At 35.7% G+C, this 16,064-nt stretch carries 19 protein-coding genes; 17 read left to right on the top strand and 2 right to left on the bottom strand.

Going from position 1 to position 16,064, the window contains the following annotated elements:
• The first annotated feature begins 154 nt into the window (after positions 1-154).
• From ACIQXI_RS08190 to ACIQXI_RS08180, 3 genes are all read left to right on the top strand, one after another.
• Positions 155-358, top strand: a complete 204-nt coding sequence (locus ACIQXI_RS08190; RefSeq protein WP_402923337.1) for a transcription initiation factor TFIIIB — start codon at positions 155-157, stop codon at positions 356-358.
• Between the two features lie 32 nt (positions 359-390).
• Positions 391-825 (top strand): WapI family immunity protein, encoded by a 435-nt coding sequence (locus ACIQXI_RS08185; RefSeq protein ID WP_402923335.1) that lies wholly within the window; start codon positions 391-393, stop codon positions 823-825.
• 67 nt (positions 826-892) lie between these two features.
• Entirely contained in the window at positions 893-1,603 is a 711-nt protein-coding gene (locus ACIQXI_RS08180) for a metallophosphoesterase family protein (protein ID WP_402923333.1), read from the top strand.
• 65 nt (positions 1,604-1,668) lie between these two features.
• Here the strand turns inward: ACIQXI_RS08180 and ACIQXI_RS08175 are convergent, their stop codons facing one another.
• On the bottom strand, positions 1,669-2,646 hold the full coding sequence (locus ACIQXI_RS08175; RefSeq protein ID WP_402923331.1) for a hypothetical protein: 978 nt from the start codon (positions 2,644-2,646) through the stop codon (positions 1,669-1,671).
• 488 nt (positions 2,647-3,134) lie between these two features.
• On the opposite strand from ACIQXI_RS08175, the gene ACIQXI_RS08170 reads away from it, so the two are divergent.
• The 14 genes from ACIQXI_RS08170 to ACIQXI_RS08105 all read left to right on the top strand — a co-directional run bounded on the left by ACIQXI_RS08170 (position 3,135) and on the right by ACIQXI_RS08105 (position 15,487).
• A complete protein-coding gene (locus ACIQXI_RS08170) occupies positions 3,135-3,548 on the top strand; it encodes an NUDIX hydrolase (protein WP_402923329.1) in 414 nt (137 codons plus the stop codon).
• A 137-nt stretch (positions 3,549-3,685) separates the two neighbouring features.
• Positions 3,686-4,333: a GntR family transcriptional regulator gene (locus ACIQXI_RS08165; protein WP_402923327.1), complete on the top strand. Its 648-nt coding sequence runs from the start codon at positions 3,686-3,688 to the stop codon at positions 4,331-4,333.
• A gap of 187 nt (positions 4,334-4,520) precedes the next feature.
• Entirely contained in the window at positions 4,521-5,636 is a 1,116-nt protein-coding gene (locus tag ACIQXI_RS08160) for a M20 metallopeptidase family protein (RefSeq protein ID WP_402923325.1), read from the top strand.
• 36 nt (positions 5,637-5,672) lie between these two features.
• Entirely contained in the window at positions 5,673-7,085 is a 1,413-nt protein-coding gene (locus ACIQXI_RS08155; protein WP_402923323.1) for a YfcC family protein, read from the top strand.
• A 32-nt stretch (positions 7,086-7,117) separates the two neighbouring features.
• Positions 7,118-8,338, top strand: a complete 1,221-nt coding sequence (locus tag ACIQXI_RS08150) for a M20 metallopeptidase family protein (RefSeq protein WP_402923321.1) — start codon at positions 7,118-7,120, stop codon at positions 8,336-8,338.
• A gap of 201 nt (positions 8,339-8,539) precedes the next feature.
• Positions 8,540-9,346, top strand: a complete 807-nt coding sequence (locus tag ACIQXI_RS08145) for a transporter substrate-binding domain-containing protein (RefSeq protein WP_402923319.1) — start codon at positions 8,540-8,542, stop codon at positions 9,344-9,346.
• An 89-nt stretch (positions 9,347-9,435) separates the two neighbouring features.
• A complete protein-coding gene (locus ACIQXI_RS08140) occupies positions 9,436-10,092 on the top strand; it encodes an amino acid ABC transporter permease (protein WP_402923317.1) in 657 nt (218 codons plus the stop codon).
• Between the two features lie 11 nt (positions 10,093-10,103).
• The gene (locus tag ACIQXI_RS08135; RefSeq protein ID WP_402923316.1) at positions 10,104-10,850 is read left to right on the top strand and encodes an amino acid ABC transporter ATP-binding protein; all 747 of its coding nucleotides are present in this window, start codon (positions 10,104-10,106) and stop codon (positions 10,848-10,850) included.
• Positions 10,851-11,399: 549 nt separating this feature from the next.
• Positions 11,400-12,197, top strand: a complete 798-nt coding sequence (locus ACIQXI_RS08130) for a S8 family peptidase (protein ID WP_402923314.1) — start codon at positions 11,400-11,402, stop codon at positions 12,195-12,197.
• An 18-nt stretch (positions 12,198-12,215) separates the two neighbouring features.
• Positions 12,216-13,169, top strand: a complete 954-nt coding sequence (locus ACIQXI_RS08125) for an SAR2788 family putative toxin (RefSeq protein ID WP_402923313.1) — start codon at positions 12,216-12,218, stop codon at positions 13,167-13,169.
• Between the two features lie 21 nt (positions 13,170-13,190).
• Entirely contained in the window at positions 13,191-13,715 is a 525-nt protein-coding gene (locus ACIQXI_RS08120) for a hypothetical protein (protein ID WP_402923311.1), read from the top strand.
• A 110-nt stretch (positions 13,716-13,825) separates the two neighbouring features.
• Positions 13,826-14,350: a hypothetical protein gene (locus tag ACIQXI_RS08115; protein ID WP_402923309.1), complete on the top strand. Its 525-nt coding sequence runs from the start codon at positions 13,826-13,828 to the stop codon at positions 14,348-14,350.
• Positions 14,351-14,398: 48 nt separating this feature from the next.
• Complete coding sequence (locus ACIQXI_RS08110) at positions 14,399-14,911, top strand: hypothetical protein (protein ID WP_402923307.1); 513 nt, start codon at positions 14,399-14,401, stop codon at positions 14,909-14,911.
• A gap of 54 nt (positions 14,912-14,965) precedes the next feature.
• Positions 14,966-15,487 (top strand): hypothetical protein, encoded by a 522-nt coding sequence (locus ACIQXI_RS08105; RefSeq protein ID WP_402923305.1) that lies wholly within the window; start codon positions 14,966-14,968, stop codon positions 15,485-15,487.
• A gap of 39 nt (positions 15,488-15,526) precedes the next feature.
• Here ACIQXI_RS08105 and ACIQXI_RS08100 read toward each other — a convergent pair whose 3' ends face one another.
• The gene (locus ACIQXI_RS08100; RefSeq protein WP_402923303.1) at positions 15,527-15,919 is read right to left on the bottom strand and encodes a ribonuclease HI family protein; all 393 of its coding nucleotides are present in this window, start codon (positions 15,917-15,919) and stop codon (positions 15,527-15,529) included.
• Positions 15,920-16,064 lie beyond the last annotated feature (145 nt).

Here is a 16,064-nt window from a genome sequence, read left to right as displayed (position 1 = left end):
TTTAATATATATAAATCGACAGGGAATGACTGTTTCACATAGGGATTGCTTATACGGGGAGGAATAGAATTATTATTGTCTGAAAAAATGAAACTAAATTATTGTTCCAACGTAAATTCATTAAAGAGCTAGGGAATTCAAAAGGAGGAGTCATATGAAACAGTTTGAAAACATAACAGAATGCCCAAAGTGCGGTGGAACTGAATTAGGAAAAGGTAAACATAGTGGATATGCAGTGATGGTTCCATCTAATAGGATGAGCTTTGGATCAGAAATTGAATACATTCTTTGTACGGACTGTGGGTTTATTCTCGAAAGCTATGTAAAAAAGCCTGAGAAATTTAAAGGTACACTTTAGATGCAAGTCAATTTAGAACAGGAGGTCATGTCATGAAATTTCATTTAATCGGTGAGGATAATGAAAGCGTAGAGATTGAAGTGTTAACGAGATCTTATCCTGAAAGCACAGATTATTGGGATGTAAATTGGGTTGTTTCTACAATAAACGTCAATATTCCTGGCTATGTTGTGAAATTTAATGCAGATATAAGAACTGATGAATTACAGGATTTCCTTGATGAATTAAATAGTATTAAAAGCAATTTAAGAGGGAAAGCCATCCTGAAAAATTTAGATAATTATATTAATATTGAATGCGTAATAAATGATAAGGGGCATTTATTTTGGACAGTTCGGACTTGTTATCCCGCGGGCTATGGCGCTGTATTACACGTTGATTTTAAATCTGACCAATCGTATTTACAAAAACTCACAAAAGAATTAAGGGATATACTAACTGTTTTTCCGGTGATAGGAAATCCTTAAAGGAATACAATGTGTAATTGACGAATAATAAATAGAGAATAAATAGAATTGGTGAGGGGGAAGCGAAGTGACGAAAATTGCCATCATCTCAGATATCCACGGAAATAAAACAGCATTGGAAGCCGTTTTAAAAGACATTCGATTTAGAAATATCGACAGAATTTTCTGCTTAGGTGATTTAATTGGTAAAGGGCCACAAGGGTCTGCATGTATAGAACTCATTCAAAAGCATTGTGAGCGAGTTGTTCGAGGAAATTGGGATGTATTTATACAAGCGCCTACTGATAATGCATTTCTCCAATGGTACAAAGATCGATTAACAGAAGAAGATTATCAATATCTAAATTCCTTGCCATTTCATATAGACCTTGAATTAAACGGACAATTCATCAGGTTTTTCCACGCGTCTCCTAGAAGTGAATTTGAACGTATTTTGCATAGTCATCCAATTGAAAAGCGTTTATCGATGTTTGAAAATAGCGAATTAACTAATTCAAACAATAAACCTGATATTGTGTTTTACGGCGATATTCATACAACTTTTTTACATACATACACAAATGGCATTCTATGTAACGTTGGAAGTGTAGGAAATTCACTCGACTTGACGACAGCCTCATATGCCATTCTGGATGGAACATGCGCAAACAATGCCATTCAATTTATTAGGGTGGAATATGATAAGGAAGCTGAGCTTAAAATAGCAGAAGAATTAGGTTTACCGCAATTAGATAAATACTATGATGAAATTATGTTAGGGAAATATCGGGGGGCATAAAAACGACTTCATGCAGTTCCCATGTGAAAAAAAAAGCAGCCATTTTGAAAATGGCTGCTTTTTTTTCAATATTTCGAATGTAATAAAACTAAAAAATTATAAAGTTTGCTAAGTGTGAATTCAGTAGAAGGTCTTACATATAAGTGATAGATATAATGCTCTCTTTCCCAATGTATCCTCCAACCATTATAGGTAGTGTTTTGTCTACATACGATAAATTCTTTAATGGGGCAACTTTTTTTGTTACTTTGTATCTTTTTTATATTCCAACTCTGCCTTTTACCAATATTATGTCCAGTCAGCTTCGGAAGCGGATCAGATAGTGCTTTAGGGGCAACCCACAGCCAAAATCCATCCGTATAGTTTGTTTTAGATCTATATAGTAGGTGTAATTCTGAACCGCAAGAATACGTTTGAAAGCCGATCGAATCTAAAAAGTATTCCTCTACGATTGCAGGAGGAGCTATAGGAAATGCTGTTAACGAATCTTTTAAAAGCGCAGTGTCATGGTTGAACCAAGTGACTCTAGTAACTTCATCTTCTTTATCCCATTTAGGTTTTTTATAACGTGAAGTAAAGCTGCTTGTAGCAAATGATTGCCTGCCTAAGCTTTCTATAGAGGATGGATCAATGGGTTCTAACCTTTTCAAAATGAACAACAGTTCTTCTTCCTGATAAACCCCTTGTAAAACAGATAGTTCGATTGTAGTAAACCATTTAGCAAAGCATACAGCTTGATTGCCTTTATAATCCGTTCCTAAAAATCCCACTATACCATCAATTTGAAAAGATTTGCCTTGAGCTACTAGATTTGTATCAGCGGTAATGACAGGGACTGCCCAATCATAAAAGAACTGTTTAATTCTTATGATGCCTGTTTTATTTTTTATTTCAAAGCGCAACGAAGAACGTACGGTAGGCGATTCTTTTCTTACAGTAATATTATCAATTGCGTATGTTGCCGGTAGTTTAGGGATTAACATGACAAAATTCGTTTGCTTTTGGGCTGTACATAATTTATTTATTGAGATAGTTTCTATCATTTGGTCACTCCTTTAAAACACCATATAATGATGTGTTTCTTTTGAAAAATAATCATTACCATAATCTTTGCCGATTCATTATTTTTATTGAAGTACCGAAGTAGTATTATACCAATTTAATGAAATGGCGAGTCTGGGAAGCTAATTTTCCTTTATATTACAAAAAATATAATGATTTTAAGTTGGGCAATAAGGTTGACACAATTAATATTAAATCTTTAGCTATCATTCCTCAATATAAATTTGGGAATATTTACATTGTAAATAAGTCGTCTTTGCCCTTGAGCAAATCAATGAAATGAAAAACTAGGTACAAAAAATTCTCCAGTAGGTGGCTATGTAGAAGGACATTACAGTAAGAATGTTTATTAAGGAGACATGTATCAAGTCAATTCAGGTGTTATTCCTAAAAAGGGAATAACGCTTTTTTTGTGGAATTATAGAACCAAGAATCAAAATGAAAAAACTTGGACATAGGGGGAGTATAGATGGATCAATGGTTTGGCTCTTCAGGCATTTGTATAAATGAACAGAATGAACTGTTAATGGTATTACAAGGAAAGCCAGAAGAAGAGAAAACATGGACGGTACCATCAGGTGGATTAGAACCTAATGAAACGTATGAAGCATGTTGCCTTAGAGAATTTCAAGAAGAGACTGGATTTATTGTTGAAATAGTCGATGAAATAAAGAAGAAGCAAGGCAAAGTAAGTACATATAATATAGCGATTGAAGTTCAATATTTCTTAGTGAAGATAATTGGGGGAGAACGAACGATTCAAGACCCAGATAACTTAATTTATGATATTGCTTGGAAAACACTTGAAGATTTAAAGACAATGCATTTATCGTTTCCAGAAGATCGAGCGTTTTTAATGCATTACATGGAAAATAGAACATAATTGATAAAAATTATTATAGGATAGAAAACTACTAGATTTGAATACTAATCTGCAACGACTATGGTTAAATTACTAGAAAAAAGTGTATAGTAGTTGTAAAGGAATTATTAAAAAATAATATATATTGAGGTACCTTTATGAATAATTATTTATCACTAAAAGACCATGTTTATAATTATATCGTAGATCAAATTAATAACGGCAATCTAATTGCAGGAAAAAAGGTAAATGAAAGTGCCATTAGTGAAAGCTTGAATGTCAGTAGAACGCCGGTTAGGGAGGCTTTAATCCAGCTTTCTTCCGAGGGGCTATTAGAAAATGTACCGAGAAAAGGGTTTATTATTAAAAGTCTGACAACGGAAGAAGCAAAGGAAACGTATTTTATTATTGGCGCATTGGATGGTTTGGCCGCAGCGTTGGCTGCACCTTTTTTAACTGAGAAGCATATGAATGAAATGGAGTTTTATATTCAAAGTATTGATTTAGCTATTAATACAGGTAATTTCTCTATGTATCATAAAATGCAGGAAGCTTTTCATGGTGTTTATTTATCCGTTTGCCCGAATAAAAGTCTTGTAAATCTTCTATTGCAGTTACAAAAGAAATTTTTGAAAAACTTTGATCATTCGGGTGAGGCTGAAATAACAAAGAAACGTTTGACGCAAACGAATAACGAGCATCGCAAAATGGTAGAAATGTTTGCAAAAGGTGAAATCGTTGAATTAGAGCGTTACATGAAAGAAGTACATTGGAATATTGATAAAGCAGAGCTTATCCCACTTTAAGTAGAAATTTGCTCGTTTACACACAAAAAATAATTCTGTCTTGAAAAAGGCAGAATTATTTTTTTGTTGAAAAAATTAAAATATAAAATATAATATACAATATACAGAAATTTAGATGATGAATTACCCTACTAGATAAAGAGTTTTGAAGGGTGAAAAATCAGCTGTTTTAGGAGGAAAATATACATTGAAAAGTCAAAACTTTGAGTTAGCGAAACAATTGCGACATGAATTACACCAACATCCTGAACTTTCGAACGAAGAGGTATGGACAAAGCAGCATTTAATCTCCTTTTTGAAAACGTATACAAAGTTGGAGATTGTTGATAAAGGTAACTGGTTTTATGCCATCTATCATGCACAATCAGCGAAACAAAATATTGCTTTCCGAGCAGATTATGATGCCCTTCCAATGGATGAAGTGATTGATCTTGCTTGGTCTTCTCAATTTCCAGGAAAAGCGCATAAATGTGGGCATGATGGTCACGCTGCCACATTAGCGGGATTTGCACTCGAAATCGACCAACACGGTGCAGACAAAAACATTTTTTTCCTTTTCCAGCCTGCTGAGGAAACAGGTGATGGAGCCATTCAATGTGTCGATTTCATTAAAGAGCACAAGATCGATGAAATTTTTGCTTACCATAATATGAGTGGCCTACCATATAAAGCGGTAGGAATTATTGATGGTACGGCATTATGTGCGTCAAAAGGGATGACGATTCATATGCAAGGTTCGCCTACACATGCTAGTCAGCCAGAAAAGGGCATTAATCCTGCATTTGCGATTGCTAATCTTGTGAATATGATCCCTGAATTTACTTCCTCACAACGTAATAAAGGGCTCGTTCTTTGTACCGTTGTACAAATCGATGTTGGGGAAAATGCCTTTGGTATTGCTGCATCAACAGGAACGCTGCGTTTAACAATACGCGCGCTTTACGAAGATGAGTTAAATCAACTGCAAGAAAACCTTGAGAATTTCGCCAAAGAGCAAGCACAACAATATGGATTACAAGTAAGTTTTGACTATAATGATGAATTCCCAGAAACGTTCAATCATAAAGAAAGTGCAGACAAAATTCGTGTTGCTGCCAAAGCTGAAAGCATGGCATTAATTGAGCTGGACGAGGCTTTCCGTGGCTCAGAAGATTTTGGTCATTTTACTAAGCGCACAAAAGGAGCGTATTGCTTTATTGGTAATGGTGAAGAGTATCCGCATGTTCATACACATGAATACGATTTCCGCGATGAGTTAATCGAATCAGGTGTGGACTTATTTACAGCATTAATTAAACTATAATTTTGCCAAGCGCAAAGGGGATTTGGGGGAATTCACATGTCATCAAAGCAAAAACGAAAGGGAATTAATTTCCCGCATGTTTACATTATGTTTATGCTCGTTATGCTACTCGTCGTGTTACTATCATGGATTGTACCAAGTGGGGAGTATGAACGGAACGTCAATCCGGATACTGGGATCACAGAACTCAATACAGAGAAATTTGCGTATGTGGCGCAAGCAAAGCCAATCGGGTTTATGGATTTTTTCACCGCTTTACATAACGGGGTTGTGCAATCCGCAGATATCATTGTTATGTTGCTATTTGCAAGTGGCGCATTATTTATTCTTGAAAAGTCTGGTGCCATTGCAGCTGGCATCCATAAATTATTAAGTGTTGCAGCAGGGAAAGAAAAGCTCATTATCGTCTCTTTACTCGTATTGTTCTCGATATTAGGAACAATCGGTTTTGGAGAAGGGGGTATTCCATTTATTCCGCTTGCAATGGCAGTTGTAATGGGCTTGGGGTATGACCGTATTACGGCTTTCGCCATTCCGACTGTCGGTTTAGCTATTGGTTTTACTGCGGGCGTTGTCAATTTCTATACGACAGGGGTAAGTCAAACAATCGTCGGTTTACCGATTTATTCTGGACTAGCGTTTCGTATTGTTGCGTTAATCGTCTTTATTCTGATTTCCATCATCTATATTTTGCGCTATGCCAATAAAACAAAGGCAGATCCTCGTAAAAGTATTGTAGCTGAGGAATATTTAGAGGAGTTAGAAAATTCAAAAACCGCAGAGTATGAAGAGGAAGAATTGACGCTCTCTAGAAAGTTCGCATTATTAGGTTTAGTTGTTGTACTAGTAGGTAGTGCATTCGGGGCTATTAAACTTGGATGGGGCATGCCTGAACTCTCTGCTGTCTATGCTATCTATGCAATCTTCTTAGTCATTATTTTAAAACTTAATCCGAGCGAGGCTGCTGAAACATTTGGTGTCGGTGCGGCGAGATTATTGCCTACAGGTCTAGCAATCGGCTTTGCACGTTCAGTTATGATTTTAATGACGCAAGCGCAAATTATTGATACAGCGGTGCATTCTTTATCGAATGTCCTAAGTAATACGGGCACAATTATTACATTACTGGTACTTTTCATCGTTGTTATCTTCTTTAACTTCTTCGTTGTTTCAGGCAGTGGCAAGGCGATTATTTTAATGCCTATTATGGGGCCTTTAGGGAAAATATTAGGGATTAATCAACAAGTCATGGTAGTCGTCTATCAATTTGGTGATGGCTTTACCAATTATTTATGGCCGACATCAGGCGGGCTAATGGCAGCGCTAGGTATGTCGAATGTTAGCTATGCGGCGTGGGTGAAGTTTTCTGTGAAACTATTCTTATTACTACATTTCGCAGCATTTGTTTTAATATTAATTGCGCACTATATGGGGTTAGGACCATTCTAATAGACTCTAAATAATAAAGGGGAATTTACAGAATGAATATTTTAGAACATTCAAAGAAATATGAAGAACAAATTATTAAAGATCGTCACTACTTACATCAATATCCGGAAATTGGCTTTCAACTGCCAAATACGCAAAAATATATTCAACAACGTCTTGACGAAATGGGCATAGCACACAAGCAATGCGGGGTTGTGCCACCTGACATTCAAGCAAAATACGAAATAGCAGGTTTTGGTTCGCAAAACCAATGTACAGGTGTAGTCGCAACAATTGGACAGGGAGCACCTTGTATTCTTTTGCGGGCAGATATGGATGCATTACCAATCGAAGAAGAAGTAGACTGTGATTTTACATCAAAAAATCCTGGTGTGATGCATGCGTGTGGTCATGATTCCCATGTTGCCATGCTATTAGGGGCTGCTCAAATTTTGAAAGACCGTGAAGCGGAGTTAAAGGGGACAGTTAAATTATTGTTCCAACCAGGTGAAGAGTGGGGCTACGGTTCTAAACTCATGATAGATGATGGGTTGCTACAAAACCCTACAGTAGATGCCGCTTTTGGTATTCACATTATGCCTGATCAACAAGCGGGCACATTATCTGTCCATAAAGGAACGTTAACGCAAGCGATGGATACCTATATCGTCAATATTCAAGGTAATGGTGGCCATAGCTCACAACCACATAAAACAATTGATGCGAATATGATAATGAATCAACTTTATACAAGTTTAAACTTATTAATGACACGAGAAGCAGATCCAAATCATAGTGTGACATTTTCTGTAGGTGCTATGAGTGGTGGTACGGCGACAAATATTATTCCAGACAAAGCCGTTTTACAAGGCAATATGCGTAGCTATGACCAAAAAACACGCGACCATTTATGTCAACGCATCACAGAGATGATTGACCATACTGTAAAAGCATGGCGCGGGCAATACAGTACGATTGAATTCCATACGCCAACAACCTATAATAATCCACAATTTATCGATGCTATTACGCCGTTTTTAGAACATGTAGTTGGTTCCGAAAATGTAGTGGATAACGGATATCTCGGTGGTTCAGAAGACTTTTCTTACATTTCCCAAGAAGTCCCTTCCGCATTTGTCGTGTTAGGTACAGGTAAAGAAGGTGAGGCGCCAGTGCACAATCCTAGGATGCGCCAAAACGAGGACATGTTTAAGTATGGCGCCGCTTTACATGCCAATGTTGCGATTGAGTGGTTAAAGCAACAACATAAATAATATAGACATTTAAACAGTTCAACCGGAGCATTCTGGTTGAACTGTTTTTTAAATCAAACTCAAATCTAATATTCTAATAATTCAATTAAGATATTGACAACAATACATCATTTTGATATCCTTTAACACATTAGTAGTTTAGCAAGAGAAAGTATTACTGCTATATAGCAATCAATCTATTAAGTAAGGGGATATTTAATCATGAAGCGCATTTTTACATTACTTTTCATGCTGACAGCGATACTTGCTCTAGCAGCTTGTGGTAACTCTGGAGACAAGTCGAGTGCCACTGATAGTTCGACTGATTCTTCTAAAACAACAAATAAAGTGATAATCGGAATCGATGACAAGTTTGCGCCCTTAGGATTCCGTGATGATAAAAACGAAATCGTAGGCTTTGATATCGACTTAGCACGTGCTGCTGCCGAACATATGGGCATGGAAGCAGAATTTCAACCAATCGATTGGAAAACGAAAGAGGCAGAATTAATAAGCGGTCGTATCGACTTAATTTGGAACGGTTATACCATTACAGATGAGCGCAAAGAAAAGGTATTATTTACAAAGCCTTATTTGGAAAATTCGCAAGCAGTCATTACATTAAAAAAATCATCGATTAAAACACTTAACGATTTAGCAGGAAAAGAAGTTGGTCTTCAAGCACAATCTTCAGCTGCGGAAGCACTGAATGCCAACCCAATCCACAAAGAAGTAAAAAATGTTACAGAGTTTGCGGATAATGTGTTAGCTTTAACCGATTTAAAAACAGGTCGCTTAGATGCAGTCATTATTGATGCCGTTGTGGCGGAATATTACATGACGCAGGAGCCTGAAACATTCAAATTATTAGATGAATCACTAGCACCTGAGCAATATGGTATTGGTGTCAAACCAGGCAACGAAGCATTATTAGAAAAGCTTCAAGCCGCTTTAGATAAAATGAATGAAGATGGTACATCAGCTGAAATTTCTACTAAATGGTTCGGTGAAGATAAAGTATTGAAATAAAGGAATTTCTTTATTAGTACAAGATAATTGAATGTTATCTGATAAGAGTTTCCTCGTGAAACTCTTATCTTTTTGGAGGGAAAATAGTTATGGCGGATTACTGGCAAACAATGATTTTGCCGATGCTTGATGGTGCAAAAATGACGGTGCTGTTGTTCATTATCGCCATCGTAGTATCGATTCCACTTGGTTTCTTACTTACATTAGCCGCAAAAAGTCGTATCAAACCACTGTCTTGGCTTGCTCATACGTATATTTATGTCATGCGTGGCACACCGCTGTTACTACAATTGTTATTAATCTGCTTCGGATTGCCGATGGTACCAGTAATCGGTGAATATATGGTGCTTGATCGTTTCGTTGCTGCATGTCTTGGCTTTATTTTAAATTACGCCGCCTATTTTGCGGAAATTTTCCGTGGTGGCTTATTAGCGATCGATAAAGGTCAATATGAAGCGGCACAAGTATTAGGATTATCAAAATGGCAAACGACGACACGCATTATTTTGCCACAAATGTTTCGCGTAGCATTACCGGCTTTATCGAATGAATCGGTCACGTTAATTAAGGACACAGCACTTCTTTACGCTGTCGCTGTACCGGAATTACTGCATTTTGCACAAACAGCTGTCAACCGTGACTTTACCATTGTGCCGTTCTTTATTGCAGGTATTATCTATTTAGTGATGACGCTTGTCTTAACAATATTCTTTAAGTGGCTAGAAAAACGTTTTAAATTTGAATAGAGGTGACACGAATGGCACTGCTTGAAGTATCGAATTTGAAGAAATCCTTTGGCGCGTTAGAGGTGCTAAAGACGATCACATTTAATATAGAAAAAAACGATGTCGTAGCGGTTATTGGACCTTCGGGATCTGGTAAAAGTACCATGCTTCGAAGCTTAATTCATTTAGAAGAAATCAATGGGGGAAGCATTTGTATCGATGGTGACTATTTAGTCCGAGATGGCGTATATGCCAAGCAACAGGATAGTAAAAAAATTACGGCAAAAATGGGTATGGTATTTCAGCATTTTAACCTATTCCCACATTTAACAGTTCAGCAAAATCTTGAAATAGCGCCAGGCTTACTGAAAACAGAATCAGCTGAAGCCATTAGCCGGCGCTGTCAGGATTTACTACAAAAAATCGGTCTTGCTGACAAAGCACAAGTTTATCCAGCGAATTTATCGGGCGGTCAAAAACAACGCGTTGCAATCGCACGTGCACTAATGGTGAACCCTCAAATTTTATTATTTGATGAGCCGACATCTGCCCTTGATCCAGAACTGACAGGCGAAGTATTAAAAGTGATGAAAGATTTAGCAGAAGATCAAATGACAATGATTGTTGTGACACACGAAATGGGCTTTGCCCGCGAAGTCGCCAACAAAGTCGTCTTTATGGATGGCGGCGACATCATCGAAGCAAACGATCCAGAAGCATTCTTTACAAATCCAAAGCACGAGCGGACAAAAGCCTTTTTACAAAGGAATTTAAAATAAGATAGAAGCTGTCTCATTTGAGATGGCTTTTTTTATAGAGATAAATAGGGCCGTTGATTTTCGCTTCGGGCGGATGCTTTCCGCGGGCACACCGTAAGCCACAACCCTCGCTACGCGCGGGGTTTTCCGCGGGCACACATTAACGCTGGGATGACGCTTCAAGAATCGCCAGTAAAACTTCAGCTAACGCCACGAAACCCCCGGAAATCGCCAAGAAAACCATAGAAAACGCCACGAAATCCTTAAGAAACGCCACGAAACTAATAGCAATCGCCATTATGTAAAATTTGCATGGAAATCTCCATTAAATTGATTGACACTTTTTATAATGAGAATTTAGAATAATCTTAAAAAATCTTCTCTTGAAAAACTTCATTTTGTCTTGTAGAGAACTAAAAGGATTTTATCTAAATCTATTTTAATTTTCCAACATGACCATCACTTCACTACGAAAAAGCCTACAGAATAACTGCCCATCCATGTTGGAATTCATTTTAACAACTACATAGCAAGGTGGTGAACGCTATCAATAAAAAATTGGGTGTCTTTTTGTCACTGATTATTTTTTTTCTTTGTTATTTAACCCTTGGACAATTGGCAATAAAAAGTGACAACCACTATATAAAAGTAGCTGTACTGGATAGTGGTATTACTAAAGAGTTGGATTTCTTTCAAGGCGTCATATTTGAAGAAGTCAATCTCATTCATCCTGGAGAAAAGATTGTTGATGATTTTAATCATGGTACGCCAGTTGCGGGAATTATTGTAGGTAAAGAAAAAGCTCCAATTAGTAAGAAATTAAAAATATATGATATTAAACTGTTAGATGAAAAAGGCAATGGCTCAATTGACCATTTAATAGAAGCTATTGATTGGTGTATAGATAAACAGGTAGATTTCGTGAATATTAGTTTTGGTTTTCAAACACCAAATGCACAATTAGAATCTACTATTAACAAAGCATTAGAACAAGGGATTACTATTGTCGCTGCAGCTGGCAATACATATGGTTTAGCAACCGACTATCCAGCAAAATTGGATGGTGTACTATCCATTGGTTCCATTAATGAACAAAATAAACGCTCCTCTTTTTCAGCTATTGGAAAAATTAATTATGTTTTTCACGGGGAGAATGTACTAAGTATTAATCATAATGGGCGAGCATCTGACTTTACGGGAACCTCTTTTGCAGCTGCCTATGCAACAAATCTATTTATTCAGTTGAAAGAAACATATAAGGAGGTTGAGACAAAAGTAAATTTCAATGCTTACTTACAACAATATACTGTAACAAAAGATTTTTGGAATGAAGCTGAATATGGCAAAGGTACAATATTTATACAATAATAAAGGAGAAATGAAACGATGAAATGGAAAAAACACTTCATATCTATTATTATTGCAGGGTTGCTATTTGCAAATATTGGGCCCCATTTGATTGCTGCACAGGAAGATGATGTAGTATCTGATGAGCCTATTGTGATGATTTCCGTAGATGATATTCAGAACATTAATACAGAAACATATCAACAAGAACTATACGATGAATTAAATAAAAATCTTATATATTCAGATGATAGTACGATAAATATTCGCAATATTGAAATATATAATAACGAATTACTTGTCCAAACAACTTTTGAGTCCGAGGCTTTAAAAGCCGATTTAGACATCAAGTTTGATAGTGAAAGCGAAGAAATAGTGATTGATAGTGTGATCGAAGAAAACGGCATCGTTGAGCAAAACCATTATCGTGTGACGATGCAACAACTGGAAGATGACCAATATAGTACAATCTTTATGAATTTAGAAACGCAGGAAACGTATGAAAGCAATCCTGCAAGATTAGAGGCATCGATTATACATGCCATTGTATACAGAATCGGTAGTGCGATTATTCAATATACAATAAAAAAAATCGGGACTAAAAAAATCCTGCAAATTGGCAAACGCTCATATTACAGCAAATCAAAAGATGCGGCGAAAAAAGCTGTAGCCAACTTTACAGATATCACATTGGATGTAGGCGGCGGTAAAAAGGTTTATTTTACGAAAGCTAAAATGAGACATATTTTAGAAAGACATCATCCGAATTATTGGACTGGAAAAGAAAATAAGTCGTTTTTTGATCCGGATTTGTCGGTTAATGATATTAAAAATATTGTTACAAAGGTAATTAATAATAATAAATCTGCTATATCTAGACAGCTAACTAAAAAAGAGGGGATAGATGTGACTGCAAGAGTAAATGGAATTGAATATAAAGTAGTGGTTAATAAATATGGACATGTTAGTTCAGCATATCCTAATGGAAAATAAGTAGAAAGTATGGTGTTTTATATGAAAAATCTAAAAATCGAAACATTTATAGGTGATGAAGATCTAAATGCTCCTGTTTACAAAATTGAAAGTTACCCGATTACCAATCCTTTAGCTGTGGAAAAGGCACAGAAGATTTTAGAGGAAAATGAAGGTGATTACTTATGTGGCTTTGTCAGTTTGATTTATAATGATGTGGTGATTTTTGGTGAAGAGCAAATAACCGAAAGTTTATTAGATACTTGGTGTGATTTAATCTATATTTTTGATAGTCATTATGATGGAAGAAGTCATAGAATTGTTTTTTTAGATAATTATCCTTTTACTGATACTACAATTCAAGAAATTGATCAATTTTATGAAATTCAACTTGATAGTTCTCAGCGCTATCTGTTGCCTAAAGAGCCATTCAAAAAAGAAGTGAAGAAAGAATTTTTGAAATTTGTGGAGTTTTGTAAAAATGAAAAACTACAGTTCGCCGAAGACAGTTTATATCGGGGAATTTTAGAAACATATGATGAATTACTTGAACAAGAGGAAAGATAAATATTTAAAAGGCAAAATTATAGACTGGAGACTGTTTGAAGTTATCGAGCAGTCCCCAAATTTAAACCTTTAATTTAAGACTCATTTTCAAAAAAAGTGTGGTGCTTTGTATGAATAAACTAAAGATCGAAACATTTATAGGCGAAGAAGATTTAAATGCCCCTGTTTATACAATCGCAAGTTTTCCTATTACCAATCCATTAGCAGTGGAAAAGGCACAGAAGATATTAAAAGAAAACGAAGGCGATTATCTATGTGGCTTTGTCAGTTTGATTTATAATGATGTGGTCATTTTTGGCGAAGAGCAAATAACGGAAAGTTTATTAGATACGTGGAGTAGTTTAAGTAATATTTTAGAAAGTAGTTATGATGGGAGCAAAGAGGAGATAAATTTTTTAGATAATTATCCCTATTACTACACTACAATTCAAGAAATTGATCAATTTTATGAAATTCAACTTGATAGTTCTCGACGCTATCTGTTGCCTAAAGAGCCATTCAAAAAAGAAGTGAAGAAAGAATTTATGAAATTTGTGGAGTTTTGTAAAAATGAAAAACTACAGTTCGCCGAAGACAGTTTATATCGGGGAATTATAGAAACATATGATGAATTACTTCAACATGAAGATAGATAAATTTAACTTTTAATACATGAATCATTTTCAAAATGTGTGGTGCTTCGTATGAATAAACTAAAAATCGAAACATTTATAGGGGAAGAAGATATATATGCTCCTGTTTATAAAATTGAAAGTTACCCGATTACCAATCCTTTAGCTGTGGAAAAGGCACAGAAGATTTTAGAGGAAAATGAAGGTGATTACTTATGTGGCTTTGTCAGCTTGATTTATAATGATGTGGTGATTTTTGGTGAAGAGCAAATAACGGAAGATTTATTAGATACGTGGTGTGATTTAATTTATATTTTTGATACTCACTATGATGGAAGAAGTCATAGGATTGTTTTTTTAGATAATTATCCCTATTTCGATACTACCATTCAAGAAAATGGTCAGTATTATGAAATCCATTTGGATAGACACCAGTGCTTTCTAGTTCCTATAGAGTTATTTAAAAAAGAGGTGAAAAAGGAGTTTTTTAAATTTGTGGAGTTTTGTAAAAATGAAAAACTACAGTTCGCCGAAGATAGTTTATATCGAGCACTATTAGAAACATATGATGAATTACTTTTTTGAGCTGTCCCTACAATAGATTATAACAGAAGACTCATCATGGAACGGGGTGCTTTTATGAATGCGCTAAAAATAAATACATTTATTGGTCGACAATATGATAGCAATTTTCCAGAAGTAATAACTGATGCTGTACCTATTACTAATCCTTTAGCAGTTGATAAGGCATACAACATTTTAGAAGAAAACGAAGGCGATTATCTATGTGGCTTTGTGAGTTTGATTTATAATGATGTGGTTATTTTTGGTGAAGCGCAAATAACGGAATGTTTGTTAGATACGTGGAGTACTTTTAGTTATCTTTTAGAAAGTAGATATGATGGAAGCAATCATCATATCATTTTTTTGGATAATTATCCTTATATCGATACTACAATTCGAGAAAATGGGCAATTTTATGAAATTCAACTTGATCGTTATCAGTCTTTTCTTGTACCAATTGAACCTTTTAAAGAAGAGCTGAAAAAGGAATTTTTTAAATTTGTAGAGTTTTGTAACGATGAAAAACTTTGGTTTTCTGAAGAAAGTTCCTATCGTGGACTTTTAGAAACATACAATGAATTAAAAATAATCGAATAGGGGATTGCTGTTTAGCGAGCAATCCCCACTATATTTTTATTAATTTTTTTCTCTTTGAATGGCGTTGCGTGCCAATGCATCGGCCGCTTTATTTTGTCCATCTGGGATCCATTTGATGAAAAATAAATCAAAGTTGCTAACCAGTTTTAATGCTTGCTCAAGAAAAGGTTTAAATTCTTCGTTTTTGACATATTCTTTTTCTATAGATGCAACGACCACTTTTGAATCGGAACGGACGGAGACGAGATTTGAACCAAGCTTTTGTGCTTCCTCTAGGCCGCGCACTAAGGCGGTGAATTCGGCAATATGATTATTTGTATGGCCGATGTATTCACTAATTTGTACGTGATGGCCTTCTCCTTTAATAAAAATGCCAATGCCGCTAGGACCAGGATTGCCTGCACTTGCCGCATCGATATAGACCTCTAACATGAAAATCCCTACTTTGCGATTAGACTTCCATTTTATTGTACAGCAATCGTGCTGTTTGACAACCTCCAAAAGAATGAAACAGTTTTTGTTAAATAAGGATGAACAAAATAGTTGCTTGTACACAATGTTCACTTCATAATAGAAA

It is taken from the genome of Lysinibacillus sp. NPDC097195 (assembly GCF_044762075.1).
Lineage (GTDB): Bacteria > Bacillota > Bacilli > Bacillales_A > Planococcaceae > Lysinibacillus.
Note: the sequence above shows the minus strand (reverse complement) of the source record. Positions and strands in the feature narration are given on the sequence as shown.